The sequence below is a fragment of the Micavibrio aeruginosavorus genome (assembly GCF_051245535.1).
Taxonomy (GTDB): Bacteria; Pseudomonadota; Alphaproteobacteria; order Micavibrionales; family Micavibrionaceae; genus Micavibrio; species Micavibrio aeruginosavorus_D.
The window spans coordinates 1,689,356-1,715,509 of the sequence record NZ_CP195303.1 but is presented as its reverse complement, the minus strand read 5'-3'; the positions used below and the strand labels follow the sequence as shown (position 1 = coordinate 1,715,509).

Annotated in this window: 23 protein-coding genes and 1 tRNA gene; 9 read left to right on the top strand and 15 right to left on the bottom strand. The window is 56.3% G+C overall.

All coding sequences use genetic code 11. The annotated features are described in order from the left end of the window. Positions 1–29: 29 nt before the first annotated feature. From ACSC94_RS08290 to ACSC94_RS08275, 4 genes are all read right to left on the bottom strand, one after another. On the bottom strand, positions 30–548 hold the full coding sequence (locus ACSC94_RS08290; RefSeq protein ID WP_435640377.1) for a DUF3035 domain-containing protein: 519 nt from the start codon (positions 546–548) through the stop codon (positions 30–32). After that, positions 545–1,123 carry a signal peptidase II gene (gene lspA / locus ACSC94_RS08285; protein WP_435640376.1) on the bottom strand — a complete coding sequence of 193 codons (579 nt, stop codon included), beginning with the start codon at positions 1,121–1,123 and terminating at the stop codon, positions 545–547. Before lspA ends, ACSC94_RS08290 begins: the two co-directional genes overlap by 4 nt. A gap of 6 nt (positions 1,124–1,129) precedes the next feature. Further along, positions 1,130–4,033, bottom strand: a complete 2,904-nt coding sequence (gene ileS / locus ACSC94_RS08280; RefSeq protein ID WP_435640375.1) for an isoleucine--tRNA ligase — start codon at positions 4,031–4,033, stop codon at positions 1,130–1,132. Between the two features lie 96 nt (positions 4,034–4,129). Beyond that, complete coding sequence (locus tag ACSC94_RS08275) at positions 4,130–5,068, bottom strand: bifunctional riboflavin kinase/FAD synthetase (RefSeq protein ID WP_435640374.1); 939 nt, start codon at positions 5,066–5,068, stop codon at positions 4,130–4,132. Positions 5,069–5,162: 94 nt separating this feature from the next. Here ACSC94_RS08275 and ACSC94_RS08270 point away from each other — a divergent pair, with 94 nt between their 5' ends. Next, a complete protein-coding gene (locus tag ACSC94_RS08270; protein WP_435640373.1) occupies positions 5,163–5,885 on the top strand; it encodes an alpha/beta hydrolase in 723 nt (240 codons plus the stop codon). On the opposite strand, the gene ACSC94_RS08265 is transcribed toward ACSC94_RS08270, so the two are convergent. Further along, positions 5,886–6,377 (bottom strand): DUF2147 domain-containing protein, encoded by a 492-nt coding sequence (locus ACSC94_RS08265; RefSeq protein ID WP_435640372.1) that lies wholly within the window; start codon positions 6,375–6,377, stop codon positions 5,886–5,888. A 304-nt stretch (positions 6,378–6,681) separates the two neighbouring features. Between ACSC94_RS08265 and ACSC94_RS08260 the strand changes: the two genes are divergently transcribed. Continuing rightward, complete coding sequence (locus tag ACSC94_RS08260) at positions 6,682–7,428, top strand: hypothetical protein (RefSeq protein ID WP_435640371.1); 747 nt, start codon at positions 6,682–6,684, stop codon at positions 7,426–7,428. A 61-nt stretch (positions 7,429–7,489) separates the two neighbouring features. Here the strand turns inward: ACSC94_RS08260 and ACSC94_RS08255 are convergent, their stop codons facing one another. Further along, a complete protein-coding gene (locus tag ACSC94_RS08255; RefSeq protein WP_435640370.1) occupies positions 7,490–8,002 on the bottom strand; it encodes a host attachment protein in 513 nt (170 codons plus the stop codon). Between the two features lie 180 nt (positions 8,003–8,182). Here ACSC94_RS08255 and ACSC94_RS08250 point away from each other — a divergent pair, with 180 nt between their 5' ends. Beyond that, on the top strand, positions 8,183–8,557 hold the full coding sequence (locus ACSC94_RS08250) for a DUF423 domain-containing protein (RefSeq protein WP_435640369.1): 375 nt from the start codon (positions 8,183–8,185) through the stop codon (positions 8,555–8,557). A 168-nt stretch (positions 8,558–8,725) separates the two neighbouring features. On the opposite strand, the gene ACSC94_RS08245 is transcribed toward ACSC94_RS08250, so the two are convergent. After that, positions 8,726–8,801: transfer RNA gene (locus tag ACSC94_RS08245), tRNA-Met, on the bottom strand. Between the two features lie 308 nt (positions 8,802–9,109). Between ACSC94_RS08245 and ACSC94_RS08240 the strand changes: the two genes are divergently transcribed. Beyond that, entirely contained in the window at positions 9,110–9,760 is a 651-nt protein-coding gene (locus ACSC94_RS08240) for a type 1 glutamine amidotransferase domain-containing protein (protein WP_435640368.1), read from the top strand. Here ACSC94_RS08240 and mnmA read toward each other — a convergent pair. From mnmA to ACSC94_RS08220, 4 genes are all read right to left on the bottom strand, one after another. Continuing rightward, the gene (mnmA, locus tag ACSC94_RS08235) at positions 9,757–10,962 is read right to left on the bottom strand and encodes a tRNA 2-thiouridine(34) synthase MnmA (protein WP_435640367.1); all 1,206 of its coding nucleotides are present in this window, start codon (positions 10,960–10,962) and stop codon (positions 9,757–9,759) included. The two genes, ACSC94_RS08240 and mnmA, sit on opposite strands and share 4 nt — an antisense overlap. Before the next feature lie 71 nt (positions 10,963–11,033). Then, entirely contained in the window at positions 11,034–12,662 is a 1,629-nt protein-coding gene (locus tag ACSC94_RS08230) for an FAD/NAD(P)-binding protein (protein WP_435640366.1), read from the bottom strand. Positions 12,663–12,741: 79 nt separating this feature from the next. After that, positions 12,742–13,080: a 2Fe-2S iron-sulfur cluster-binding protein gene (locus ACSC94_RS08225; RefSeq protein WP_435640365.1), complete on the bottom strand. Its 339-nt coding sequence runs from the start codon at positions 13,078–13,080 to the stop codon at positions 12,742–12,744. 13 nt (positions 13,081–13,093) lie between these two features. Beyond that, the gene (locus ACSC94_RS08220) at positions 13,094–14,230 is read right to left on the bottom strand and encodes a cysteine desulfurase family protein (protein WP_435640364.1); all 1,137 of its coding nucleotides are present in this window, start codon (positions 14,228–14,230) and stop codon (positions 13,094–13,096) included. Between the two features lie 202 nt (positions 14,231–14,432). Here ACSC94_RS08220 and ACSC94_RS08215 point away from each other — a divergent pair, with 202 nt between their 5' ends. Then, positions 14,433–15,113 carry an alpha/beta hydrolase gene (locus tag ACSC94_RS08215; protein ID WP_435640363.1) on the top strand — a complete coding sequence of 227 codons (681 nt, stop codon included), beginning with the start codon at positions 14,433–14,435 and terminating at the stop codon, positions 15,111–15,113. Between the two features lie 55 nt (positions 15,114–15,168). Here ACSC94_RS08215 and bcp read toward each other — a convergent pair whose 3' ends face one another. Beyond that, positions 15,169–15,636, bottom strand: coding sequence for a thioredoxin-dependent thiol peroxidase (gene bcp, locus ACSC94_RS08210; protein WP_435640362.1), 468 nt, complete (start codon positions 15,634–15,636; stop codon positions 15,169–15,171). Positions 15,637–15,773: 137 nt separating this feature from the next. Between bcp and ACSC94_RS08205 the strand changes: the two genes are divergently transcribed. Further along, positions 15,774–18,962, top strand: a complete 3,189-nt coding sequence (locus tag ACSC94_RS08205) for a YhdP family protein (RefSeq protein WP_435640361.1) — start codon at positions 15,774–15,776, stop codon at positions 18,960–18,962. Between the two features lie 60 nt (positions 18,963–19,022). Here the strand turns inward: ACSC94_RS08205 and tyrS are convergent, their stop codons facing one another. Continuing rightward, complete coding sequence (gene tyrS / locus ACSC94_RS08200; RefSeq protein ID WP_435640360.1) at positions 19,023–20,279, bottom strand: tyrosine--tRNA ligase; 1,257 nt, start codon at positions 20,277–20,279, stop codon at positions 19,023–19,025. A 66-nt stretch (positions 20,280–20,345) separates the two neighbouring features. On the opposite strand from tyrS, the gene ACSC94_RS08195 reads away from it, so the two are divergent. Further along, positions 20,346–21,467, top strand: coding sequence for an anhydro-N-acetylmuramic acid kinase (locus ACSC94_RS08195; protein ID WP_435640359.1), 1,122 nt, complete (start codon positions 20,346–20,348; stop codon positions 21,465–21,467). Positions 21,468–21,475: 8 nt separating this feature from the next. Beyond that, entirely contained in the window at positions 21,476–22,471 is a 996-nt protein-coding gene (locus tag ACSC94_RS08190) for an L-threonylcarbamoyladenylate synthase (RefSeq protein WP_435640358.1), read from the top strand. 70 nt (positions 22,472–22,541) lie between these two features. Here the strand turns inward: ACSC94_RS08190 and ACSC94_RS08185 are convergent, their stop codons facing one another. Next, positions 22,542–22,808 carry a hypothetical protein gene (locus ACSC94_RS08185; protein WP_435640357.1) on the bottom strand — a complete coding sequence of 89 codons (267 nt, stop codon included), beginning with the start codon at positions 22,806–22,808 and terminating at the stop codon, positions 22,542–22,544. A gap of 302 nt (positions 22,809–23,110) precedes the next feature. Beyond that, positions 23,111–24,199 carry a flagellar biosynthesis protein FlgJ gene (locus ACSC94_RS08180; protein WP_435640356.1) on the bottom strand — a complete coding sequence of 363 codons (1,089 nt, stop codon included), beginning with the start codon at positions 24,197–24,199 and terminating at the stop codon, positions 23,111–23,113. Positions 24,200–24,376: 177 nt separating this feature from the next. Between ACSC94_RS08180 and ACSC94_RS08175 the strand changes: the two genes are divergently transcribed. Next, positions 24,377–26,146, top strand: coding sequence for an acyl-CoA dehydrogenase (locus ACSC94_RS08175; RefSeq protein WP_435640355.1), 1,770 nt, complete (start codon positions 24,377–24,379; stop codon positions 26,144–26,146). Positions 26,147–26,154: the final 8 nt, after the last annotated feature.

Genomic DNA, 26,154 nt, shown 5'->3' with positions numbered 1-26,154 from the left:
GCGGGTTTTTTATTGTCATCCGTATGGATTTATTTGTCCTTGATCGACGGTGTTTCGCCTTCGGTGACAGGCTTGCCCGCTTCCGCATTTGTGCGGATGCGTTCGGCCTCGGCGGCGGGGTCAACGATCTGTGCTTCGGTCTTGCCACTGCCAATCCCCAGCAAGCGGGTCGCCACGGGTTTGTCTTCCTGATCGGACAATGTGGCCTCGGCATCAACAACGCCGCGGATGGACGGGTCGGCATAAACGCCCCCGGTTTGTTGCAACAGGGCGGATTCCGCACCGCTGGCCTGTGTGCTGCGGGCGGTTTCACCCAGAACGGCGTTACGCGCTTCTTCCGCGACGGCGATTTCCTGCGGGCGCGGGGCACCGGGGCGCGGCGGGCGGACGGTGTAATCCGGCGGCATTTCCAGCGGCGCGCGTTTGACGACGGCAAATTCATCCGGGGCCTGACGGGTCAGGCCCAATTGTTCCTTGGCCCCTTCACATGCGGATAAGGACAGGGCGCATCCGGCGATGATGATGGCGCGGGTCAGTGTTTTGGTCATTGCGATACACCTTTGTTACGTTTCGGTTCCAAGAATAGCCCATCAATCAGGATCAGGGCAATGCCGATAGAAATGCAGGAATCGGCCACATTAAAGGCCGGCCAGTGGAATCCGGCGACATGGACGTCCAGAAAATCGATGACGGCCCCAAACCGGACCCGGTCAATCACATTCCCGGCGGCCCCGCCGATCACCAGCGTTAGACCCGTGACCAGCCACGCGCTTTTCGCCCGGACCAGCCAGACGGCAAAAGCGGTCATAATCAACAGGGATACGATGGTCAGGATGGCCGGGCCGTAATCATGCCCCTGTGAAAACAGGCCGAAGCTGACGCCCCGGTTCCAGACCATGACCAGATTGAAGAACGGCAAAACCTCGATCTGGGCAAACGGGAAACGCTCGCCCGATGAAATCAGCCAATTCAGGAACGGCATCGCGGTCGCGGCTTCGTTCGCCGGGGTGACCAGCGGTTTGATCATAATTTCCGTGATCCACCATTTGCTGATCTGATCCAGAACCAGCAAAACGCCAATCAACGGAAACGCCACGCGGGCATAAGGGGGACCCAGAAGCATGATAAATTACGCCGCTTTCTTGTTCTGTTGATACCATTGCACGGCATCCGCATCGCGGGCCGACAGATCCGGGTAATTCGGGTTCGACCCCACGTCGGGCACGATGCGCCAGCTACGCTGGCATTTTCCGCCTTCGGCCTTTGTGAAGACAACAGCCACACCGGTTACATCGCTCAACGTAAACGCATCCGCCGGGGCGGCATCCGTTTTCACGGTGGCTTGCGATGTAATGCACAATTCCGCCAGATCAACACCAGCCACCAGTTTCGCCATGTCGGCGTTCAGGTAAATAACCGGGTGGGCCTCCAGTGACGAACCGATAGTTTTATCGGCGCGTTTGGGTTCCAGCGCGCCCAGAACCACACGGCGCACATCGCGCAGCGCGTTCCATTTGGCGGCCAGTGCGTCATTGCCCCACACCACCGGAATAACCGGGAAGGTGCGCAGGTGAACACTGTCCGTATCCTGATCAAACACACCGCGCGGGCGATAATTCCACGCATCTTCGGCGGTGAAGGCCAGAATCGGCGCCAGCCATGTGACGAGGCAGTCAAAAATTTTCGCCATCACGGTACGGCAGGCGCGGCGTTCGAACAAATCCGGGCGGTCGCAATAGAGGCGGTCCTTGCGGATGTCGAAATAGAAGGCGGACAGTTCGTTCGCACAGAAATTGTGCAGACGGTGCGACAGGCGGCCAAATTCATAATTCTGAATATAGCCACGGACATCACGGTCCATTTCCGCCAGCCAGTGCAGGACCAGTTGTTCCAGTTCCGGCATGTTTTTGTATTCGGATTCCGGCACCATTTCGGATTTATCAAACCCGTCCAGCGCGCCCAGCAGATAGCGGAACGTGTTGCGGATACGGCGATACAAATCGGCGGTGACCTTCAACGTGTCCTTGCCGATGCGGATATCTTCGCTGTAATCCGATAACATGGTCCACAGGCGGATAATATCCGCGCCATGTTCATCCATCATTTTCAGCGGATCAACGACGTTGCCCAACGATTTGGACATTTTGTAGCCCTTGTCATCCAGCACGAAGCCGTGGGTCAGAACCGTTTTATACGGTGCATGCCCTGTCGTGCCGCATGATTCCAGCAGGGAGGAGTGGAACCAGCCACGATGTTGGTCTGATCCTTCCAGATACAAATCGGCTTTGCCAACGCCCGCGAAATCCGGCCATGTTTTGGTATCGCCCAGAACGAAGGAATGGGTGGAGCCGGATTCGAACCAGACATCGACGATGTCGAACACTTGGTGGTAATCCTCGGCCTTGTACTGCCCGCCCAGGAAATATTGTGCGTCATGTTTCCACCACGCATCGGCGCCTTCGCGTTCAAACGCATCGGCAATGCGCGACAGGACATCGGTATCTTGCAATACTTCGTCGGTGTCCTTGTGCACGAACAGGGCAATCGGCACGCCCCATGCGCGTTGGCGCGAAATGCACCAATCGGGACGGTTTTCGATCATCGCGGTGATGCGGGCTTCGCCCTTGGCGGGAACCCATTGTGTTTCGCGAATGGCGGCCAGTGCCTTTTCACGCAACGGCGCGTTGTTGTCGCCCTGTGTGCCAGTGGTGATGGCGTTCATGCCAATAAACCATTGCGGCGTGGTGCGGAAAATTACCGGGGCCTTGGAGCGCCAGCTATGCGGGTATTCGTGTTTAATCGATCCCTTGGCCAGCAATGCGCCGCATTCATCCAAGGCTTTTAGAACGGCAAAATTCCCGCCGCCCATCTCGCCTTTTTCGGTCAGAACTTCCATGCCCGCGAACAACGGCACATGGTCGCGGAATTTCCCGTCATCGGTGACGTTGTCGGGAATATCCTTCGCGCCGAAATGTTTCATGTACAGCCAATAGTCATCTTCACCATGGCTGGGGGCGATATGCACGAATCCGGTTCCGGTGTCGTCGGTGACGAAATCCCCGGCCAGAACGGGCACATCAAAATCATAACCCTGCGCGTGCAACGGGTGGGCGCACACCGTTTTGCTCAGGTCAAAGGACACAGACGCTTGCGTCCAATCTTCGATATGGGCTTTCGCTTTCACATCATCGGCCAGTTTGGTGGACAGAATCAGTGTATCGCCCACTTTTGCGCGCGCCTCATCCTTCACCGCCGTGATGGTGTAGGCGGCGTAATCCAGATTTTCACCAAACGCAATCGCGCGGTTGGACGGCAATGTCCATGGCGTGGTGGTCCAGATCACAACATATGTATTGGCTTGCCCACGGACCGGAAACTTCACCCATACGGTGATGGATTTATGTTCCTTGTATTCCACTTCGGCTTCGGCCAGCGCGGTTTTTTCAACCGTGGACCACATCACGGGCTTCACGCCCTTGTATAATCCGCCATTGGTGGCGAATTTGTGAATTTCGCGGACGATCCCGGCCTCGGCGCGGTGCGTCATGGTCAGATACGGGTTTTTCCAATCGCCGTTAACGCCCAGACGCTGGAACTGCGCGCTTTGTACATCGACCCATTTCTGGGCAAAGGCGCGGCATTCGGCGCGGAAGGCAATGGCATCGACATCGTCTTTGTTTTTACCGGCATTGCGGTATTGTTCTTCGACCTTCCACTCAATGGGCAGGCCGTGGCAATCCCACCCCGGAACGTAAGGGGAGTCGTTGCCCATGGATTGGTAAAAACGGTTCACGACATCTTTCAATGTCTTGTTCAACGCGTGGCCCATGTGAATGTCGCCGTTGGCGTAGGGCGGGCCGTCATGCAAAATCCATTTCGGGCGGCCGGCGGATGCTTCGCGCGTGGCGCGGTACAGATCCATGTCCTGCCATTTTTTCAAAATTTCGGGTTCGCGTTTCGGCAATTCCCCGCGCATCGGGAAATCCGTTTTCGGCAGGAAGACGGTGTCCTTGTACTTGTCCGCGTCGCTCATTTTCGCGCCCTTGAAATTCTGATGTGGATTGAGGGGGCACTATTGCCAAAAATCCGCAGAGAATCAAGGGTTTTGGGCCGAAATGGCAAATCTGGTCTATGGGTTTTGGGCCAAAATGGCCCGGGCTTCCGTGCAATCGGCGGTAATCTGGGTGATCAGGGCGTCGAGGCTGTCGAATTTGGCCTCGCCGCGCAGGCGGGCCACGGGGCGGACGCGCAGTGTTTTTCCATAAATATCACGATTAAAGTCGAACAGATAATTTTCAATCCGCCCGACCTTCAATTCAAACATCGGGCGGATGCCAATATTGGTGGCACCGGGAATCCATGGCGCGTCGGGACCGTCTTCAACAATCTTCGTCCATGTGGCGTACACGCCATAAGCGGGATGCAGGGCATCGCCCAATCCGACATTGGCGGTGGGGAAGCCCAGTTCGCGGCCACGCTTGTCGCCTTGCTCCACCACACCACGCATTTCCCACTCCCAGCCGAGCAGGGCGTTGGCCTCATTGATGTCGCCCATGCCCAAGGCTTGGCGAATGCGGGTGGATGAAATGTCGTCGCCATCATCGTCATCGGCGATTTTGTCCATGACGGTGATGGGAATGCCAGCGGCATCAATCATCGCGGCATCGCCTTTGCGCAATTGGCCAAAGCGGAAATCGCGGCCCACCACCACATGCGCGGCGTTCAATCCGTCTTTCAATACATGCTGAATGAAATGCTCCGCGCTCTGGCTGGCGAAGGGCCAATCGAAATTCAGGCTGATCAAAATATCAACATTGTGTGCGGCCAGACGGTCGGCCTTCAGGGCGGCGGGGGTGATGCGGAATGGCGGATCATCCGGGCGGAACACATGGCGCGGGTGCGGTTCGAAGGTGAGGACGGCCAGCTTGCGCCCCGTATTCTTGGCAATCGTCCGCGCGGCATCAAACAGGCCGCAATGGCCGCGATGCACGCCGTCAAAATTGCCAATCACCACCACGGCATTCCGGGCGGTTTCGGGCAGGGTGTTATAATGCTGGTAACGGTCCATTTCTGGCCTATATCCTTCCTCAACGCATTGATATTGTGGTAATAGGTCAAAGGGCAATATGCAAGCGCCCAATATAAGGACGAGGAATCGTAAGATGAACGGCACGGACCTTGAATACGTCGCGCATGGTCCCAAAAGCGGGCAGGCGAAGAAGTTGGTGGTCCTGCTGCATGGCTATGGCCGCAATGCCAAATATATGGACAAGATGGCGCTGGCGTTGTGCGCGCTGATGCCCGATGCGCTGGTGGTGGCCCCGCATGGTCCCGAACAATTAAACGTTCCGCAGAATATCGGCAAACATAACGGCGATGTCCTGCACATCCCGCAGGAGGTTCTGGCCGGGAATGATGGCAACGACCCCGCGATGCTGCGCCAATGGTTTGCCATTGATGGCGATTTAAAAACGCTCTATCCGCGTATGGTGAATATTGCGCGGGTGATGAATGAATTTATCGACAATCAACGCGACATGCTGGGCCTGACCGATGCCGATATCGGCCTGATGGGTTTTTCTCAGGGTGGTGGCGTGGCGTTGTTCACGGGCTTTACGCGCGGGGCGGAACTGGGCGCGCTGGTGGGGCATAGCTGTATCTTCTTCCATGACCCGGCGATGACGGCCACGCCACAGACCCTGATGATTCATGGCGACAATGATCCGGAATTTGGAACGGCGGCCTATCTGGCGGCGTTTAACGCGGTATCCGCTTATACCAAAGGCCGGGCGACACATCACGTCGTTCCCGGCCTCGGTCATTATACCAGCACCGCATCGCGGGCCGTGATCGCAGATTTTATCCGCGATCAGCTTTGTCCATGATTAACGCTTTGCCTTTTTGCAACGCGGATAATCGCTGCCTTTGACGCGGGTCCATGTTTGTTCTTTTCCGAACAACGGAATGCCGACATAACCGCTGACGGCCAGTGTACCATCATCATTCATTTCCATTTCGCCGTCATACACATCGCCTTCGTCGGCTTTGTAGATTTTTCCATCACCCCATTCGGTGGCGCTCAATTTTGCCAATCCGTAAATAATCGGCAGGCCGCACATCGGGCGATTATGCAGGGCTGCGTCCGGGTTTTTGTCATCGAATTGCATGCCGCCTTCGATAATCCAGTGGATATAACCGCACAGCAGGGCTTTGTTTTCCTGACACGGTTCAACGGAAACCACGGACCGTTTGTTTTGCGTCAGCCACAACCCCGTTGGGTCGGCTTCGGCACGCGCAGAGGACGCCGTGAAGGTGGCGAGCAGGAAGAGAAGGCCCGTGAACAGACCGGTGAACAGAAATGTGCGCATATGTGACATTATGAATATCCTTGTTTTTTCGATTTTTTTTGTAAGGCGTTTCTAGTGCCCATGGATGGACAGAGGAGAGGATACGCCGTTGTGGCGGAAAGTCAAAAATCCCCGCGAAAAAACTATTTTCAGAATAACCAATCTACGGGTGTATGCCGAAAATAATGCGAATACAGGTCACAACGTGCAATTTTCATGTATCATCATGCGGCGTTTGTTTTGAAAGGGCTTCGGCCAAACGCATAACAAGAATCTACGAAGCGAGCGCCTTCATTCCATCCTGCAAAAAACATTCATCAATAAAGGATTTATCATGAAAAAGTGGAACCATATGGTTGTTCCTGCAATTCTGGCTGTGGGCGTTTTGTTTGCCGGGTGGGGCGCATTGGCCCCGATCATGGCCCGCGCCAACGTTCCTGCAAGCGATCCCGGAGTTGATTTCCGCACGGTCAAGGGACAGGACGCCGTGCAGTTTCTGACGGGCCGCGGCTTTATTCTTGAACGTGATGCCGATGATGATGATGTGACCAAGCTGACCCTGACCGATAAGGGGCTGGAGCTTGAGGCTCTGTCCGAAGGGCAAGCTATGATTGGTTTGAAAAAGGGGCACCTTGAAAATTATCAGGATGTTGAAATTGTCTGGGGCGTGAATAAATTCCCCGAAGGGGCGTCCTATGCCGCAGGCAAGCGCAATGAAGCGGTTATGTTCTATGCCTTCTTTGGCAAGGAAATGATTGATAGCGGATCGATGGTCGTTCCCGACAGCCCGTATTTCATCGCCCTGCATCTGTGCCAGAACGATGAAATCAACAAGCCGGAAAAGGGCATGTTCTTCCACGATGGCGGGCGTTTCATTTGCGTGGCGCACCCAAAACCGGGCGAGGTCGTGACCACACGGTTTAATCTGAAACAGGCTTTCAAAGAGATTTATGGCCACGACGCTCCGTCGCTCTACGGTGTGGCCATTGAGTTCGATACAAACGATGCGCCGGATGACGGAAAAACATCGGCCTTTATACAAAGCGTCTTTTTCCCCGAAGCGGATTATATACGCCAGTAAGCCTGCATAGAAGATTGAAAGTTTATATAAAAAGCGGAGAGCGCCACTCTTCGCTTTTTATTTACAGCCACAAAACATCTTCCAGCGCATCACCCAAGGCCCGCTCGTCGAGTTTTGTCAGATTTTTGTCGACCTGCGCGGTTATGTGTCGCTGGACATGCTTGCTGATGACTGCGCGCAAATCGCCCAATGTGCGCGGCGCGGCGACCAGAACCAGGCGGTCGAATTCTCTGGCTGTGTCGGCCTCATCAAGAAAAGCGGCGAGGTCGTGCGCGAAATCCAAAGCACCGGCGCGTTCCTGTTCCATATGCGGTTCATATTTGTGGTGAATGGTGCTCCCGCCGGAACTCACCGCCCGTCCGATGGTCTGGTTGTTCAGGCCATCTTGCAGGTTTTGGTCGGGCGATGCCTCGCCAATCAATTTTAAATGTCTGTCAATTTTTTCGAAAATGCGTGCGCCGTGCTTATCCGCAACGACAATCCACACACGCGGCGTCTTAATGCCCGCGTGCAAGGCCACGGAGGGCGCAAAAGCGCCATGATTTTGCTCAGCAAGCTGTCCGGTCAATTTCATGGTAACTCTCCTTTACAACAGACATACGCATGAATCTCATACAGAGAGGGTAGGGCGTAAAGGCCCCATGGCCAGAGGTTCGCCAAACCTGTGCAGCAAGGCCCTTTTTTCAACCCGGCGCAGGGGTTATAAAGAAAGGGCAGGGCCAAGCATGTGCGTTACGGCAAGGGCGGAAGTGTCATGAAATATATATTATGTGCGACAGGGTTGATTGGGTTTTTATCCGTGGTTTTGGGGGCCGCTGGTGACCACCTGCTCACGGAAAGCTGGTCTGCATCGATGGTGGAGCGTTTTGACGTTGCCCTGCGCTATCACCAAAACTACAGCATCGTTCTTCTGGTTCTGTCCCTGTACGGTTTGACCCGCACGATACCATCGCGCATTCTGATGGTGGCGGCGTGTCTGTTCTTGTTGGGAATCGTAATTTTTTGCGGATCACTCTACGCGTCTTTGCACTGGCCCATGGCGGGTCTGACGCTTGGCACGCCCGTGGGCGGCATCAGCCTGATGGCCGGTTGGCTCGCGCTCATCCTCTACGGCCTCCGTTCCGCGTGATTGCAGCGCAGTTGTGCCTTAAAAGGTGGGCTTTGAAATGGGAACGGGCGAAGGGGGCGTCTCGGGCACGTCTTTCATCCCTTTGTGTAACATGTTTGTGTTACAGGGGCAAAATTAGCGCTTTGATCTGAAAGGGTTTTCTGTCATTTCAACGGCTTAACCGTGAAATGGTGGCGGCGGAGGGACTTGAACCCCCGACACAAGGATTATGATTCCTCTGCTCTACCGGCTGAGCTACGCCGCCAACGGGGGGTTTTATGACGTGGGGCGGGGGAAATGTCAAGCATTGCGCCGTATTTTTATCCTCCCCTGATCTCCCCTTGGGTGGGGGCTTGGGTTTTTGGCGGAAAACCGTGGCCTTGACCCGGGGGGTGGCAAAAACGCAGGGGGCTTGAGGGGGTTAGGGATGAGGCATTGCCGCCCCCCTGGGTGGGGCTACCTCATTTGGTAGGGCGGATCAACGTGTGCAGCGTTGTGGAGGCCAAAATGGCAAATAAAGACAAAGTGCTTTTTATTCTCACCTCGCATACCAAGCTGGGTGACACCGGGCGTATGACCGGATTTTTTTTCGAAGAGATGGCGGTGCCATACTATGCCTTGCTTCGCGCTGGGTATGATGTGGATCTGGTGTCCATTCGTGGCGGCTCGGCCCCGGTCGATCCCGCCAGTTTAAAAGAAGCGGGTGGCAATGACCCCGCGGTGGATCGTTTCCTGAATGACCATGGCGCGATGCGCAAGCTGGCCACCACAAAGTCGATTGACCGTGTGGATGTCGATGCCTATGTCGGCGCATTTATTCCCGGCGGGCACGGTGCGGCATGGGATATGCCGGGCAATGATGTTCTGGGGTCGATCCTGTCCACCATCTGGGCGCGTGGCGGCGTTATTGGTGCGGTCTGCCACGGCGTCAATGCGCTGATTGGAGCGGTCGATGAACGTGGCGTTCCACTGGTTCAAGGGCGCGTGGTGAATGGTTTTACCAACAGTGAAGAGCGTGCCGTTGAGCTGGATGTGGAGATGCCGCTTTTGCTGGAATCACGGCTTCGGCAATTGGGGGCGCGGTTTGAAAGCGGCGATGACTTCCATTCCTTTGCCGTGCGTGATGGCCGTTTGGTGACGGGGCAAAACCCCGCATCTTCCCGCGAAGTCGCGCTGGAAATGCTGAATGCGTTGCAGGAACGGGCGAAGCAGAAGGTGGCTTAGGCCGCCAGCGGAATCGTGCTGTGCGCGGTGGATTCGATCCAGCCGCCGCCAATCATGCGGTCGTTGATATAGCATACGGCGGCCTGCCCCGGTGAAATGCCGTATTGGGCATCATGCAACTGGATCGACGCGGTGCCGTCATGCGACAAATGCAACGTCGCTGGAATCGGGGTCATGACGGAGCGGAATTTCACCATCACCGCAATATGGTCCACCCCTTCGCCATCCAGCGCGCAGGTTGGTGAGGTCGATGGGGCGGGCGGCGTGTCGATCAACCAGTTGCCATCTTTTAAATGCAAAATATCGCGGGCTAAGGCATCTTTCGGCCCGACGATGATCCGGTTGCTGGCCGGGTCAATGCGCACGACATAGAGCGGATCATTGTTTTCACTGACCCCACCGCCAATGCCAAGACCTTTGCGCTGGCCAATCGTGTAGCCGACAATGCCGTCATGCTGGCCTACCACGCGGCCATCAATATGCACGATGTCGCCGGGGCGCTGGGCTTGCGGGCGCATTTTTTTGACGATGCCGGCATAATCGCCATTGGGGACGAAACAAATATCCTGAGAATCCGGTTTATCGGCGGTAATCAGGCCCAGACGCTGGGCGTGCGCGCGCGTCACATCTTTGGTCCATCCGCCAAGCGGGAAACGCAGGAAGTCCAGTTGTTCCTGCGTTGTTGCAAACAGGAAATAGCTTTGATCCTTGCCGTGATCATGCGCACGGATCAAGGCGGCGCGGCCCGTGTCCGGGTTTATGGTGCGTTGGATATAATGGCCCGTGGCCATACAATCTGCCCCCAGATCGCGCGCAACAGCCAGCAGGTCTTTGAATTTCACACTTTGATTACAGCGCACGCACGGGATCGGCGTTTCCCCGCGCAAATAGGAATCAGCGAAATCGTCAATCACCTGTTCGCGGAAATTGCTTTCGTAATCCAGAACGTAATGGGGGAAGCCCTTCATCTCGGCCACGCGGCGGGCATCGTAAATATCTTGGCCCGCACAGCACGCGCCTTTTTTCTTCAGCGCCGCGCCATGGTCATAGAGTTGCAGCGTTACGCCGACGACATCATAACCTTCTTCGGCCAGCAGGGCGGCCACAACGGATGAATCAACGCCGCCCGACATGGCCACAACCACGCGGGTGTCTTTCGGTTCCTTATTGATGCCCAAAGAGTTCAGCTTCATTTCATTCATGGGGCGGAATATAGGGTTTTTCCGCAGAAATGCAAGGTTTTTGCCATAATGTGAGAATGGGGCCTAAGCCCTTAATAGGCCATGCTTCCAAACCCGGCCCCAAAATTAGACGATGGGTCAGAGGACGGGCCGTCCTGTACGGCGCGGATGGCTCCGTTCAGGGCGTTGCGGGCGGCGATGTTGATTTGTGCGGCGCTCAGGTGAACACCCCAGATGGGGCTCATGCTGCTGCCCACCACGCTGATCCCGTTATCGCGGGCGTGGGATGTGTCATAGCGCTCGCCATGGCCGGCACCGCCACCATATCCACTGGGGGGGCGGCGGATCAATTCTTCGCGTTCCATCTGGCGCAACAGGTGGCCCGGCGGATCCTTCACCGGGGTGTCCCAGTTGGAATGATAGGGTTTACAGTTCATAAAGCCGCTGACGCGCACATTGTACAATGCCTGATCCAGATGGGACCGGATGGGCACGGAAAATCCGCGTTCATCCTGTTTGATCTGGTCGATCAGAATACGGCCATGGGATTCAAACAAACGCCCCTGGGCGCGCAAATCCTGGTACAGCGCGATATCATCGGGGGCGGAGATGCATTTCAACTGCATCATCGCATCATCCTGCAATTGCTGGAACGCGATTTCCGCCTGTCCCTTGGTCAGGGTGTCGGGCTTGTGGTGGTCGGCCCAGCTTTTGAAATATTGCATGCCATAGGCGGCGATATAATAAATCGGATATTCCGGCCCGAACCCGCGGGGGTTTTTTTCCGGGTCTTTCAAATCTTCCAGATCGCGGTCGAGGGCGGCTTTCAGCTTGGCAAAGCTGACGCGGTTCGGCATGGATTCCGGCGCGAAATGGTTGAAGTGATAAGGCAGGCCGTCATAGTCCTCCAGATCCGGGCCAACCGCCCATGGTGTGCGGCCCGATGCGTTGACCAGAATATATTTCCCGCGATAGCCCAGTTCCTTTTCCAGCAGATTGATGCCGTCAAAAAACGAATTGCCGGGGCCAAAACACACGATGGTGGATTTCGGATCATTGAAATCGAGGTTCGACGCGCGGACCGATGCAATGTCGGACGGGTTGGCGATGAACCCGGTTTTACCATTCAGATGATCCATCGCGGTGTTGCGCGACGGGCCGGGGCTGGTGATGGCTTGATGCACATTCATGGTTTCGCCCGCATCCGTTTGCAGGATCAGGATACCATGATCGTCGCGTGTGATGGATTCAACGCGCGCGGTGATGGTTTGAATATCCATCCCGGCGGCCATGACGCGGTGCATGACATCGTGCGTCAGGTCGGCCATAAATTCACCGTAGATGCGGCGCGGCACGCATGTATTCAAATCGGTGGCATTATGATTGTCGATATAATACCGCGTGAATAAATCGGGCGCGCACAGGCTGGGCTTCAGCGCATAGGCCGGGCCGCTGGTCAGCAGGCAATCGGGTTGCGCGGTTGAAAATGCACCGCACTGGCCAAAGGCCCCTTGCGCATCGACCCAGACGATTTTGGGGGCCGGGGTCGCGGCGTTTTCGGCCTTCAGTTTTTCAAAATGGAACAGGATGTCGTGCAGCGCGATCGTGCCGCATTGCCCACCGCCAATGATGGCGATGATCGGGGGAGTCTGGTTCTGGTCGGCCCCGGTTTTCATCGGCTCAACATACGCCGGATCGAGGTCTGGAGGCAAATTTAACATAAGGATATGGGCCCGCTTTATCAGGCCCATTCTTCCCCTATAACGATTAAAAAATGGCGAATTTCGCCCAAAGGGCGGGTTACCAGCCCGGCTTTGACCCCGGCAGGGCCACGACCAGCCCGTCCAGCTCATCCCGCATCATGATCTGGCAGGACAGGCGGGAGGTTTTTTGCAGGTCGAAGGCGAGGTCGAGCATGTCTTCCTCCTCCATGCTGACATCCCCAGCATCGGGCAGAACCTTGTCCCACCAATCCGGGTGGACATAGACGTGGCAGGTGGCGCAGGCGAGGCTGCCGCCGCAGGCGCCTTCGATCTGTTCGATATCGTGTTTCTGCGCGATCTCCATCACGGACAGGCCGTTGGGCGCGTCCACCACTTTGGGGGTTCCATCTTTCATGATGAAGGTCATGGTCGGCATGGGTGTTGGTCCTCTAGCTTTTAATCTTGTCTTTTAACCGGGCGTGCATGGTGGTCCATGCGGTGATGAAGCGGTCGATATCGGCGGGTGTTGTGGCCCATCCCATCGAAATACGCAAGGCCCCCATGGCGTCATTGTCACTGGCCCCCATGGCTTTCAGCACGTGGCTGGTCTTGACCGTGCCGCTGGAACAGGCTGACCCGGATGACACCGCAATGCCCGCCAGATCCAGTGCCATCAATTGTGTTTCCGCCGGAATACCGGGCAGGCCGATTTGCGTGGTGGTGCCCACGCGCGGCGCATCATTCCCGAAAATTTTCAGACGCGGTTCGATTGCAGAGAGTTCACGTTCAATCTGATCGCGCAAATCGGACAGGGTTTGAATGGTGTTCAGATCATTCACTGCTTCCGCGGCGGCGATACCAAAAGCAGCGATTCCAGCGACGTTTTCCGTGCCTGCGCGCATGCGTTTTTCCTGCCCGCCGCCATGGATCAGGGCTTTGATATCCGCGCCGGGCACGATGATCAATGCGCCAACGCCGTGCGTGCCGCCGATTTTGTGCGCGGATAAAGCAAGACTGTCGACCTGCAGGGCGGAGAAATCAATTGCGATTTTTCCGGCGGCCTGCACGGCGTCACAATGCACGCGCGTTTGCGGTGATACGCGACGGACCAGCCGGACGATATCGGCAACGGGCTGAATGACGCCCGTTTCATTGTTGACCAGCATGACGGCGATCAACGCAACGGGCGCGCCGTTTGTCAGCATCTGTTCCAGCGCGCCAAGATCGACAAGGCCTGATGGTGTGACAGGAATACGCTCTGCGCTGGGGGCTGCCTCCAGTACCGAGGGATGTTCAATGGCGCTGACCAGAATGCGGGCGCCGGAAAAACTTTTGATCGCGATGTTGTTCGATTCCGTGCCACCGCTGGTGAACGTGACGTAATTGCGATCACACGCACACAGGCCCGCGATTTGCGTGCGCGCATCTTCAATCATCTTGCGCGCTTTGCGGCCAAAACCGTGGATGGATGACGCATTGCCCGTCTGGGTCAGGGCCGCCGTGATGGCCGCAATCACCGCCGGGCGCGCAGGCGCCGTGGCGTTGTAATCCAGATAAACGGGTCCGTTGTTCAAAATGTCGGTCATAACGGGCCGGAGAATAAGGGAATCAACAATAAAATTCAATGAATTACAGGAAATTTTTGGACTTTTGGCGCTGGGCTTGCTATACCCGGGGCCATACCAGAGATAAACGAAAATCGGGGCAGTGCCGTTGATTTCCGGGGGTATGGGGCCTCCGAGCGGTTTTGAACCGAAAACAAAGAAGACCGAAGAGTCAGGGGAATTTATGCCAGAGATTATTTTCAACGGGCCGGCCGGCCGTCTGGAAGGCCGTTACGTCCATGCGAAAACGCCGAACGCGCCGTTGGCCCTCGTCCTGCATCCGCATCCGGAGCATGGCGGGACGATGAATAACAAAATCACGTACCACATGTTCCAGACATTCGTGGAACGCGGATTCTCGACTCTGCGATTCAACTTCCGTGGCGTAGGCCGCAGCCAAGGCATCTATGACCGTGGCGAAGGTGAATTGTCCGATGCCGCATCGGCGCTGGACTGGATGCAGGAATTGAACCCGAACGCACCGTATGTGTGGGTTGGTGGTTTTTCCTTCGGTGCGTGGATCGGCATGCAATTGCTGATGCGTCGCCCGGAAATCCGTGGCTGGATCAGCGTATCGCCCCCGGCCAACATGTATGATTTCACGTTCCTTGCGCCGTGCCCGACCTCGGGCCTGATCATTCAGGGCAACAAGGACAACATCGTTCCGGAACCGCATGCCGAGAAGCTGGTGCAGAAACTGCGCGCGCAAAAAGGCATCGAGGTGGATTACCGCATTGTTGATGGCGCAAACCATTTCTACAATGATCGTATCGATCAAATGGTTGGCCACATGCATGATTACCTGAACCGTGCCGATGCGGGCCGCAAGGTTGTCGTGCCGCCGAAGTTGATCAGCGCGGCGTAAGGCATAGCGAAACAGAATAAAAAAACCCGGCGATGATGCCGGGTTTTTTTATTTTTTAAAGTGCGTTGACCGCCTCTAAAACATCTTCGGCATGGCCGGCAACTTTGACCTTGTTCCAGATTTTTGCGATCTTGCCATCCGCGTCGATCAGGAACGTTGTGCGTTCGATGCCCATATATTTTTTGCCGTACAGGCTTTTCTCCACCCATACGCCGTATTTTTCCGTCACGGTTCCGTCTTCATCCGCGGCCAGTGGAAAATTCAAATCATATTTGTTGGCAAACTTCACATGCTTGTCCACGGTGTCGCGGGACACGCCCAGAATGGCGGCCTTTGATTTTTTGAATTTCGGCACATTGTCACGGAAGCTGCAGGCCTGTGTGGTGCATCCGGGTGTATCGTCTTTGGGATAAAAATACAGGACCAAGGGCGCGCCCGCATAATCCTTCAGGCTGACCACATCGCCGGTCTGGGTCGTCATTTTAAAGGCCGGGGCCTTGGATCCTTCTTTCAATGCGGGCATGGCTCTCTCCATCGGGTGGGGCAAACGGACGTTTAACATGGCATTCTGGATTTTTCGGTCAAGTGTTCTTGAAAAGTCCTGTTGGTTCCGGTGCTTGGCCGGATTATGATGGCGGCATTGTTCTATGGGGCTTTTGGGTGAACCAGCGCACTTTGGGTATTCTACGGAAAATCGGGCTCACCGCTGTCGAAGTGGTGATGGTTCTGGCTGTCCTGTTGGTTCTGGCGATCGTGGCGTTGATGCTGCGCCTGCAGGCCGGGTCGCTGGATATTGCCTTCGCTAAATCGTTCCTGCAAACGGAACTGAACGAAATCAATCCCGCCATCGCGGTGGAGATGGAACATGTGCTGCTGGAATGGTCGCAGATTGATTCCCGTCCGCGCATCACGTTGCAGAATGTGCGCCTGATGAACCGTGCCGATAACCGGACGATGTTGGGCATGGACTCGCTGGGCCTGTCCTTGGCCCGTGGCCGCCTGCTGCTGGGGCAGGTGGTGCCGCGCGCGGTGTTTATTGATCGTCCCTTGCTGACCTTGGTGCGGACGGCGGATCGTAAATTCACCCTCGGGCTGGATGATGCGGGGTCCGACACAGAGATGCCGGAAGCGCAGAGTGAGTTTCTGTTTACCCTGCTGGATACATTGTCAAAAGATGTTGATGACATGCCGGCCGATTGGCCGATGAAATCGCTGCGCATGGTGCGTGTCACCGGCGCGCGCATGATGGTCGAGGATTATGCGGTCCAGCAATCATGGTTGATACCGCGTCTGGATTTGATGTTTCGCAAGGGGCGTGACGGGTTGGTGGCCACATCGACGCTGTGGATTGAACAAGATCGTGGCGATGCCAATATCATGCTGGATGCGGCCTATGACCGCGATTCCAAAACATTGCTGGCGCGATTGAATGTGCAGAGCATTTCAACACCATTCCTGGCCACAAAATTCCCGGAACTGGCGTGGCTGCAAGGGCAGGACATTCCGCTGCAGGGCACGGTGGAGCTGGCGATGGATAGCGGCCTGTTCCTGCACACGGCAAATTTCAACCTGCAGGCCGTGGCGGGACAGGTGAATTTGCCGGATTTGTATGATGCGCCGCTGGCGTTCCAGAATATGAACGTCAAGGCATCCTTCAATCGTTCTGACCGTATCTTCCATATCGAAGATGTGTCGGTGCAGGTTGGGGGTCTGGCCGTATCGGCGCAGGCCGATATATCCGGCAATCCGGATGTCGGGTTTACCGCGCCGATCACATTGCGCATTCCCGATTTGCCACAGGCCAGCGTGGCCCCGCTCTGGCCCAAAATTCTGGCCGAAAAATCCATCACGCCGTGGGTGCTGGATCATTTGTCGGGCGGGCGCGTGCATGATGCTGAAATCAAAGTGTCATTGAAGGCGCAAAAATCCGCGGCGTTGGAAACTGATGAAGCCACGGCTGGCGAAATGGATGTCACGGTCGAGGCACTGACCGCCGATTTCGGTATCGAAAACATGGATATCGATTACCGCGCCCCGTTGATGAAGGTGAAAGCCGCCCACGGATCGGGACATTTTGACATTAAAACCGATACGCTGTCGTTCAAGGTGGACAAGGCCGCGTTGGGTGATATGGCTGTGTCCGAAGGCACGGTGGTGATTGACACCGTGACGGGTGAGGGGGTTGGAACAGCGGATATTGATCTGCGCCTGACGGGTCCGCTGAAAACGGTGTTGGAATATATCCGTGCCGAACCGATCGAGGCGGGGCGTGATTTTCCGGTGCCATTGGAAAAAATCTTGGGTGATGCCGATTTGAAAATCGGGGTCGACCTTCCCACCGCGGAACATGTGAAGACGGAAGATGTCAAAGTCACCGTGGATGGCACGTTGAACAATGTCGTGATGCCCGGTCTGGTCAGCGGATTGGATGTAACGGGCACGGGGTTGGCCATGAAAATGGCGGGCAACGAAGTATCGGTTGAGGGTCAGGGTAAAATTTCCGGGCGCGATATGAAATTCCGCTGGGCCCAGTTTCTCAGCACGGCGGGCCAGCCCTATGATTATCAGGTCGTGGCCGAAACGGTGATTGATCCGGAATTGCGGGCGCATTTCGGGGCCGATCTGGCCGATTGGGTCGCGGGGTCTGCGCCGGCGAAGATCACCTACACCGAGAAACAAGACCGCAGTGTGACCATCGATCTGAATATTGATGCCACGCCCGCAACATTGATGGTGAAGCCGTTCAAGTATGAAAAGAAACCGGCCGTTCCGGCGACGGCGTCGGCGCGTGTGAATCTGGCGCCGGGGGGCGTGCTGCGCGATATTCAAAATCTGTCCATCACCACGCCGGATGCCAAGGTTGAAAACGCGATTTTGAATTTCCGTCAGGCCAAAGAAGGCCCGCAAGTATCCGGCGGTAAATTCCCCAATGCCCGTTTGGGGGATACACGCGGGACGTTGGAATTTACGCAAGGCACCGATGATATTCTGCGCCTGAATGTAACGGGGCAATCATTTGATGCGCGCCCGTTCCTGGATAATGACGGCAAGGCTGGGCAGCAACCGGCAACGGATGGCCCGGCCATCGTGGCTTTGGTGCAGGTTCCGGTGATGCTGACCAACAAGGATCAGTCGATCAAGAACGCCAAGGTCGATCTGGAAATGGACCGTCGCGGCGAAGTGACGAAGCTGGATGTCGATGCGGCGGTGGGCAAGGGGACACTGGCCTTCCGCTATAAACCGGACAGTACGGGCCGCATGGTTCTGGCCATCGACAGCAACGATGCGGGCGCGGCCTTGAAGGCCTTTGGTTACTATGAAAACATGGTCGGCGGCGTTTTGCGCGTGGACGGCCAGCCGCCGGAGGGCCTGTTCCGTGGCAAGTTGCAGGGCCATGCCCTGATTTCCAATTTCCGTGTGGTGAATGCCCCGGTTCTGGCCCGCCTGCTCAGCGCGCTGAGCCTGCCGGGGATTATCCAATTGCTGGGCAGTGACGGGATCGACTTTACCAAGCTGGAAGGCAACTTTATCTGGGAACAACGCTATGGCGGGTCATTGATGACCATTCTGGATGGCCGCACAGCAGGGGCCGCCATGGGCCTGACGTTCCAAGGGACGCTGGATGAAGCCAAACAAACCATGGATATCAAGGGCACGATCGTCCCGGTTTCGATGGTCAATGAATTGATTTCCAGCATCCCGTTGATTGGGGATGTGATTACGGGCGGTGGCGGGGCGGTGTTTGCCGCGACCTATACGATCCGCGGGCCGACCAGCAACCCGACGACCACCGTGAACCCGCTGGCCGTTCTGGCACCGGGGTTCCTGCGGAAATTGTTTTTTGAATAAGATAAATAAAAACGCGGAAAGAATGCTTTCCGCGTTTTTTAATGGCGATGGATGGTGGGCTTAGCCCTTCACCCGCACCAGCGCGTGTTTCTTCTTACCCGATGAAATTTTGATATAGCCATCGCCAGTCAAATCATTGGCCGCAATCGTGTGGGCGACATCGCTGATCTGCGCGTCGTTCACGCGGGCACCGCCGCCTTGGATCAAGCGACGGGCATCACCCTTGGATGAGGCGAGGTCCAGATCGCACAGAACATCGACCAGCGCGATGCCGGAATCCAGCGTTGTGCGGTCATATTCAATGCTCGGCAAATCACCGCCAACACCGCCTTGCTCGAATACTTTCTGCGCCGTTGCGGCGGCGTGATGCGCGGCGTCTTCTCCATGGCACAGTTTCGTGGCTTCGAAGGCCAGAACCTTCTTGGCCTCGTTGATTTCCGCGCCACCCAAAGCTTCCAGCTTGGCAATTTCATCCAGCGGCAGCATGGTGAACAGGCGCAGGAATTTGCCCACGTCGGCATCTTCGGTATTGCGCCAATATTGCCAGTAATCATAAGGCGTGCACATATCACCGCGCAGCCAGACCGCGCCATTTTCTGTCTTGCCCATTTTCGCGCCCGACGCGGTGGTCAGCAGCGGGCAGGTCAGGACAAACAATTCCGCGTTATCCGCGCGGCGGCCCAGTTCAACGCCATTGATCATGTTGCCCCATTGGTCCGATCCGCCCATTTGCAGGATCGTGCCATGACGGCGGTGCAGTTCGACGAAATCGTACCCCTGCATGATCATGTAGTTGAATTCCAGGAAGGTCAGCGGTTGTTCCCGGTCCAGACGCAATTTGACCGAGTCAAAGGTCAGCATGCGGTTGACAGTGAAGTGCGTGCCATATTCGCGCAGGAAATCCATGTAGTTCAGGTTCAGCAACCAGTCGGCATTATTGACCATGGTCGCGGCGTTGGGCGCGGTGTCATAATCAATGTAAGACGCAAAGCTTTCCTGAATGCTGGCGATGTTGGTTTTGATTTCTTCTTTGGTCAAAAGCGGGCGCGTCTTATCCTTAAACGACGGATCGCCCAGCATGGCCGTGCCGCCACCCATCAGGGTGACCGGCTTATGACCACATTTCTGGAACCACATCAGCATCATGATGGAGATCATGTGTCCGACATGCAGGGATTTGCCCGTGGGGTCATAGCCGACGTAAGCCGAGCACGACCCGGCGGCCAGTTTCGCGTCCAGCCCGTCAAAATCACTGCACTGGTGGACAAAGCCGCGTTGTTGTAAAATGTTCAGGAATTCGGATTTATAGCTGGCCATGGTGCCAAGTCCCGGATATGTAAGCGTTTATTGCTGTTTTCGTCGAAATTGTGATAGCAGGAAGCCATGAAAAAGCCAAGAGAATACACGGTTATCGGCCTGATGTCGGGCACATCGCTGGATGGGATTGATGCGGCGCTGATCCGGACGGATGGGGCGGATTCCCTGACACATCTGGGGTTTATCACGGTTCCTTACGAAGATTCTGTGCGCGATGCCCTGCGCGCCTGTCTGGGCCGCCGTGTGGACAATGACGGCACCGTGGCGCGGGCGGAAACCCTGATGACCAAGGCGCATGCCGATGTGGTGCGGGCGTTGCTGGCGCAAACCGGGGTGCTTGCTGCGGATGTCGATCTGATCGGCTTCCATGGCCAGACGATCATGCATGACGCCCCCGGTGGGTTTACATGGCAGATTGGCAATGGCGATCTGCTGGCCAGTGAAACTGGCATTGATGTGATCAATGATTTCCGCACCAACGACGTAAAGCATGGCGGGCAGGGCGCGCCGCTTATTCCGCTTTATCACCGCGCTATGGCGGCGTCATCCGGGCTGGATCTGCCGGTGGCGATTTTGAATATTGGTGGCGTGGCGAACGTGACATGGATCGGCGCGGATGGACGGTTGAGCGCGTTTGATACCGGTCCGGGCAATGCCATTATCAATGACTGGACCCGCAAACATACGGGTGCGGAATTTGATCTGGATGGCCAATTGGCCAAATCTGGAACGTTCCACAATGGCATTGTGCGGGGCTGGTTGGGGCATCAATATTTCCGCGTGGCACCACCTAAATCGCTGGACCGCGATGCGTGGCATATTACGGGCGATCTGGTCGGCATGAATGCGGCGGATGGCGCGGCGACATTGACGCGCTTCACCGTTGAATCCATTGCCGCCGCGCGTGATCATTTGCCCGAAGCGCCGAAGGCCTGGTACGTGGCTGGTGGCGGGCGTTTGAACCCGGTGATCATGGATGGGTTGCGTGACGTTCTGGGCGTGCCCGTGCATTCGATTGATGCGCTGGGCTGGAACGGGGATGCGGTTGAGGCCGAAGGGTTTGCATGGCTCGCCGTGCGGTCCTTGCTGGGGCAACCGTTATCGGTTCCCGAAACAACCGGATGCAAGATTGCGGTCAGCGGTGGGCAATTGCACCCCGCGCCCGGAAAAACGATGCGCGTGGGTTAGTTGTTTCGATGCCGCGTATTGTTGCTGTTTCTCCCTCTACATTAAACGACGCCGCGCAGATTTTGCGCGATGGCGGGTTGGTGGCCATGCCAACCGAAACCGTCTATGGCCTTGCCGCCAATGCGCTGGACGGTGTGGCGGTGGCCAAAATTTTTGCGGCCAAGGGGCGGCCCGGGTTTAACCCGTTGATCGTGCATGTGCCGGATGTTGCGGCGGCGGAAAAACTGGTTGTGATGAATGATGCCGCGCGGTTGGTGGCAGAAAGTTTCTGGCCGGGGCCGTTGACCATGATTTTGCCGCGCGCAAATAATTCCCCGGTGTCTGATTTGTGTTCGGCGGGGCTGCCCACGTTGGCCATTCGTGTGCCCGCGCACAAGGTGACGCAGGATTTGTTGCGCGTCTGTGCCGTGCCATTGGCCGCGCCCAGTGCGAATAAATCCGGATCGATCAGCCCGACCACACCGAAACATGTTGCCGATTCACTGGGTGATGCCGTTGATATGATATTGGCGGCGGGGCCGTGCGATGTGGGGTTGGAATCCACGGTTCTGGATTTGTCGGGGGATGTGCCCGTCGTCCTGCGCCCCGGCGCGATTACGGCAGAACAGATTGGTCGCGTTCTGGGCCGTGATGTTGGATATGATCTGGGCGATCACGATGCGCCAAAATCGCCGGGGCAATTGTTGCGACATTATGCGCCGGCCATTCCGCTGCGCATGCGCGCGGTCGATGTTGCGCCGGGGGAGGGCTTGTTGGCCTTTGGGTCCACGCGGTTTATGGGTTTGCGCGGCGGCGGTGCGGCCAGTGCGTTGCCCGATCATGCTTTGCGGAATTTGAGCGAAAATGGCGATTTGTACGAAGCGGCCTCCAATTTGTTCCGCATGATGCGTGAATTGGATAATGGCCAGAACAGTGGAATTGCCGTGATGGACATTCCGGATACGGGCGTGGGTCTGGCCATCAATGACCGTTTGCGGCGCGCCGCGGCGGGCAGTGTGAAATAAGAATTCAAAATAAACAAAGCGCCGCAAAAATCTGCGGCGCTTTTCCTTTATTTAACCCAAGTGCGAATGATTATGCGTTGATTTCGAACGCATCCATGGCGCGGACCGGCTGTTGTAGCGCGGGTCTGTACATGATGTTGTTCATCATCAGGGCCATCATGGCCATGACCCAGAACATGCCATCATCCGGCTTGTGGGTGTTCAGGGACGCCTTGACCGCAGGGTCGGCGCTGCGCGCGCGTCCTTCACAGCATCCCTGCATGGCGCGAACGGCACGGCCAAAGCGACCGGACAGAGCGTGACCACAGTGAAGGCATTTGCGAAGAAAACGTGTCATTTGGACCTCCTATATTTGTTTGTCCATGCCTATTTTATAGCAAAATTCCGGCACTATTTCAAGTATATATTTTAACAGTGAACTATAAATTAAATACAAATTAACAATCAGTATTTAATATTAACCAATAGTATTCAATCTATAATTACTGTATTCGTATCTGTATTTATTTATATTTACAAATAATCATTTAAAATCCGGATATGAATATTTGTTGCGGGTGCAAAATGGACGGGCAAAGAAAAATCCCGAATGCTCACGCATCCGGGATCAAGGTGGGTCTGGAGTTGGAAACTGGGGACTTATGCGCTGATCGCGGTCATTAAACGCGGGCGCATGATGCGGTTTTGCTGGCCTTCGTCATCATCGTCTTTCTTGCGCTGATGCGTGGCGGTGTTGGCGGCGGTTTCGCCCGGTGCGCTCAATTGCGCCATCGTCATCACGGTGATCGGATCGGTAATCAATCCGCCTGTGGGTACGGCATCGCGGGATTTTTCATTGCCCAATAAGGACAGCGATGATTTCGCCATGGATAATTGCGCGTTGGTCCACAATGATCCGGCGGCGGATATGGCATCATCCTCTTCGCCAAATCCCAGATCGCGTGTGGCGATAAATTGCGGGCGGGGTTGAATGCGCAATCCGTCACCTTCGCCATCCAGTGCTTTAAACTGATCCGGTTTGCGTGAGGGAACACCGGGGGCCAAACGATTGGCGCGCAACGCGTCTGTATCGATGCTGCCGTCACTGCCGAATTTCTTGTCAAAGAAGGCATAAACCTGTGCCAGCGATTTGGCCTGTCCGGTTTTTGAATTGAAAAACACGTTGTGGTTGGCGTTGGCCGCCTTCGGAAACAAATCGGCGGCGGGTTGCAGCGGGTTGTCCTTCATCGCATTCAGGAACGCGGTGGCTTGCCCGGCGCCAAGGAAGTGCGCGAAATACATTTCGGTCGATCCGATTTCGCCGTAACCCTTGTCCAGATTCTGTTGCATATACGCCTTGTTATCGGCGGCAAATTCGGCAGCCATGTAGGAGGCGATTTGCGGATCATCACGCAGGGCCAGAATTTCTTTGCGCGCGGCTTTGTCGGAAACTTTATAATTATCGGAAATCTTGTCGGCATAGTCGCCAAGGCCATATTGCGCACCATGGTCCTTCACCATCTGGAGCCAGGTGCGTTCGATAAACTGGTACAGGCCGCGGGCGGAGCTGGTTCCGGCCTGGGCGTTGGTGTCGAAACTGCTCTCCGCGGCAGCTTTTTCCATCAAATAGGCAAAATCGACCCCGGTGGCGGTGCTGGCCTTGTGGATGGCGGCGGTCACGTCCGCGCCGGCCCGCTGGCTCAGGGCTTCTAAATCTTTGTTATATATGGCATTTCCGCTTAAATTCATGGCTTTTTGTCATATCATCCAAAAGGGTGGGGCGGATTAAACGCAGGCCCCGTTCGGAATGATCATCGCAAGGACCGTGCCAGATGGGTTCCGAATCAAGCAGGGGGCGATATATAGTGAAGGGGGCCGATTCGGGCCCATTATGCCAACCCCTTCGTTTATCCGGATTTTTTCACAATGACCGATTACACCCCCCCGCAAAAGGATATGGCCTTTCTCCTCAACGATGTGATTGGCCTTGGCGGTATTCCGGCGGCGGCCGATCTGGACGCGGAAACGATTGATGCCATTCTGGGTGAAGCCGGAAAACTGGCGCGCGATGTTCTGGCCCCGCTGAACCACAGCGGTGATCAAACCGGTAACGTGTTGAAAGACGGCGCATTGACCACGCCACCCGGCTTCCGCGATGCGTATAAACAATATGCTGAAGGCGGATGGAACGCCGTGCCGTTCGATCCCGCGTTCGGTGGGCAAGGTTTGCCGTGGACCATGGCGTTTCCGGTCATGGAGATGTGGCAGGCATCGAACATGTCCTTTGGTCTATGCCCGTTGCTGAACCAAGGCGCGGTGGAAGCGATCCACAGCCATGGATCAGACGCGCTGAAAGCCGCCTATCTTGAAAAACTGATTTCCGGTGAATGGACCGGGACGATGAATTTGACCGAGCCGCAGGCGGGGTCGGATTTATCCGCGATTACAACGCGCGCGGTGAAACAGGCGGATGGCAGTTATAAAATCATCGGTCAGAAGATTTTCATTACCTACGGCGAACATGATTGGGCCGACAATATTATCCATCTGGTTTTGGCCCGCACGCCGGATGCACCGGAAGGGGTGAAGGGCATTTCCCTGTTCATCGTGCCGAAATTCATTCTGGATGAAAACGGCAACCCGGGCGCGCGCAACGATGTGAAATGCGTCGGTATTGAACACAAGTTGGGCATTCATGCATCCCCCACCTGCACCATGCAATATGGCGACGCGGGCGGGGCCACCGGATATGTGGTGGGTGTGGAAAATGAAGGCCTGAAATACATGTTCACCATGATGAACAATGCGCGCCTGTGCGTCGGGTTGCAGGGTGTGGCCGTGGCCGACCGCGCGACGCAAGCCGCCATCGACTATGCCAAGGGCCGGGTGCAGGGCCGTGGCCTGTCCGGTGCGGGCGATCGTGTATCGATCATTCACCACCCGGATGTCGTGCGCATGATTTTGTCGATGAAGGCGCAAGTGGAAGCAGGCCGCGCCATGGCGTATGAAGCGGCGCGTGCTTTGGATCTGGCCCATACGGGTGACAAGGCGATGCAGGCCCGGGTTGATTTCCTGACCCCGATTGTCAAAAGCTGGTGCACCGATATGGCGGTGCGTGTCACATCCACCGGTGTACAAATTCACGGCGGCATGGGATTCATCGAAGAAACGGGCGCGGCACAATATTACCGCGATGCGCGCATCCTGCCGATTTATGAGGGCACCAATGGGATTCAGGCGGCCGATCTGGCCTTCCGCAAAATTCTGCGCGATGGCGGGGCGGCGGCGAATGCGTGGCTGGATGACATGGACGGCGTGTGCACCCGGTTGACGGCAGCGAACCAGAATGATCTGAGCGCGTTGGGGGCGGCGTTGAAAACGAATGTGGCGGCGTTGCGCAGTGCCACGACCGCGCTGGTGCAATCGGGAACCAATGACCCGGACCGTGTCGGGGCGATTGATGCGCCGTTCCTGCATGCTTTTGGCACCGTATCGGGTGCGGCGATGATGGCGCGCCGGGCGCTGGCGGCGCACGGCCATGTGCAGGCCAATGCGTCGGACGCGACGTTCTATGCCACGCAAATGGATCTGGCGCGGTTCTATTTCGCCCATATCCTCCCCGAAGCGGATGCGGCGCTGGCTATCGTGTCCCATGGTGCGGATGTTGTGACCGGGTTTGATATTGCGCGGCTGTAAATGTCGCG

Coding starts and splice junctions, on each gene's coding strand:
- ACSC94_RS08275 (WP_435640374.1), bottom strand. CDS start 5,068: ATGGACCGTTACCAGCATTATAACACCCTGCCCGAAACCGCCCGGAAT.
- mnmA (WP_435640367.1), bottom strand. CDS start 10,962: ATGAATGAAATGAAGCTGAACTCTTTGGGCATCAATAAGGAACCGAAA.
- ACSC94_RS08240 (WP_435640368.1), top strand. CDS start 9,110: ATGACCGGATTTTTTTTCGAAGAGATGGCGGTGCCATACTATGCCTTG.
- ACSC94_RS08190 (WP_435640358.1), top strand. CDS start 21,476: ATGCCGCGTATTGTTGCTGTTTCTCCCTCTACATTAAACGACGCCGCG.
- ACSC94_RS08290 (WP_435640377.1), bottom strand. CDS start 548: ATGACCAAAACACTGACCCGCGCCATCATCATCGCCGGATGCGCCCTG.
- ACSC94_RS08255 (WP_435640370.1), bottom strand. CDS start 8,002: ATGAAATTGACCGGACAGCTTGCTGAGCAAAATCATGGCGCTTTTGCG.
- ACSC94_RS08175 (WP_435640355.1), top strand. CDS start 24,377: ATGACCGATTACACCCCCCCGCAAAAGGATATGGCCTTTCTCCTCAAC.
- ACSC94_RS08180 (WP_435640356.1), bottom strand. CDS start 24,199: ATGAATTTAAGCGGAAATGCCATATATAACAAAGATTTAGAAGCCCTG.
- ACSC94_RS08250 (WP_435640369.1), top strand. CDS start 8,183: ATGAAATATATATTATGTGCGACAGGGTTGATTGGGTTTTTATCCGTG.
- ileS (WP_435640375.1), bottom strand. CDS start 4,033: ATGAGCGACGCGGACAAGTACAAGGACACCGTCTTCCTGCCGAAAACG.
- lspA (WP_435640376.1), bottom strand. CDS start 1,123: ATGCTTCTGGGTCCCCCTTATGCCCGCGTGGCGTTTCCGTTGATTGGC.
- ACSC94_RS08230 (WP_435640366.1), bottom strand. CDS start 12,662: ATGTTAAATTTGCCTCCAGACCTCGATCCGGCGTATGTTGAGCCGATG.
- bcp (WP_435640362.1), bottom strand. CDS start 15,636: ATGCCCGCATTGAAAGAAGGATCCAAGGCCCCGGCCTTTAAAATGACG.
- ACSC94_RS08195 (WP_435640359.1), top strand. CDS start 20,346: ATGAAAAAGCCAAGAGAATACACGGTTATCGGCCTGATGTCGGGCACA.
- ACSC94_RS08215 (WP_435640363.1), top strand. CDS start 14,433: ATGCCAGAGATTATTTTCAACGGGCCGGCCGGCCGTCTGGAAGGCCGT.
- ACSC94_RS08260 (WP_435640371.1), top strand. CDS start 6,682: ATGAAAAAGTGGAACCATATGGTTGTTCCTGCAATTCTGGCTGTGGGC.
- ACSC94_RS08265 (WP_435640372.1), bottom strand. CDS start 6,377: ATGTCACATATGCGCACATTTCTGTTCACCGGTCTGTTCACGGGCCTT.
- ACSC94_RS08270 (WP_435640373.1), top strand. CDS start 5,163: ATGAACGGCACGGACCTTGAATACGTCGCGCATGGTCCCAAAAGCGGG.
- ACSC94_RS08225 (WP_435640365.1), bottom strand. CDS start 13,080: ATGCCGACCATGACCTTCATCATGAAAGATGGAACCCCCAAAGTGGTG.
- tyrS (WP_435640360.1), bottom strand. CDS start 20,279: ATGGCCAGCTATAAATCCGAATTCCTGAACATTTTACAACAACGCGGC.
- ACSC94_RS08185 (WP_435640357.1), bottom strand. CDS start 22,808: ATGACACGTTTTCTTCGCAAATGCCTTCACTGTGGTCACGCTCTGTCC.
- ACSC94_RS08220 (WP_435640364.1), bottom strand. CDS start 14,230: ATGACCGACATTTTGAACAACGGACCCGTTTATCTGGATTACAACGCC.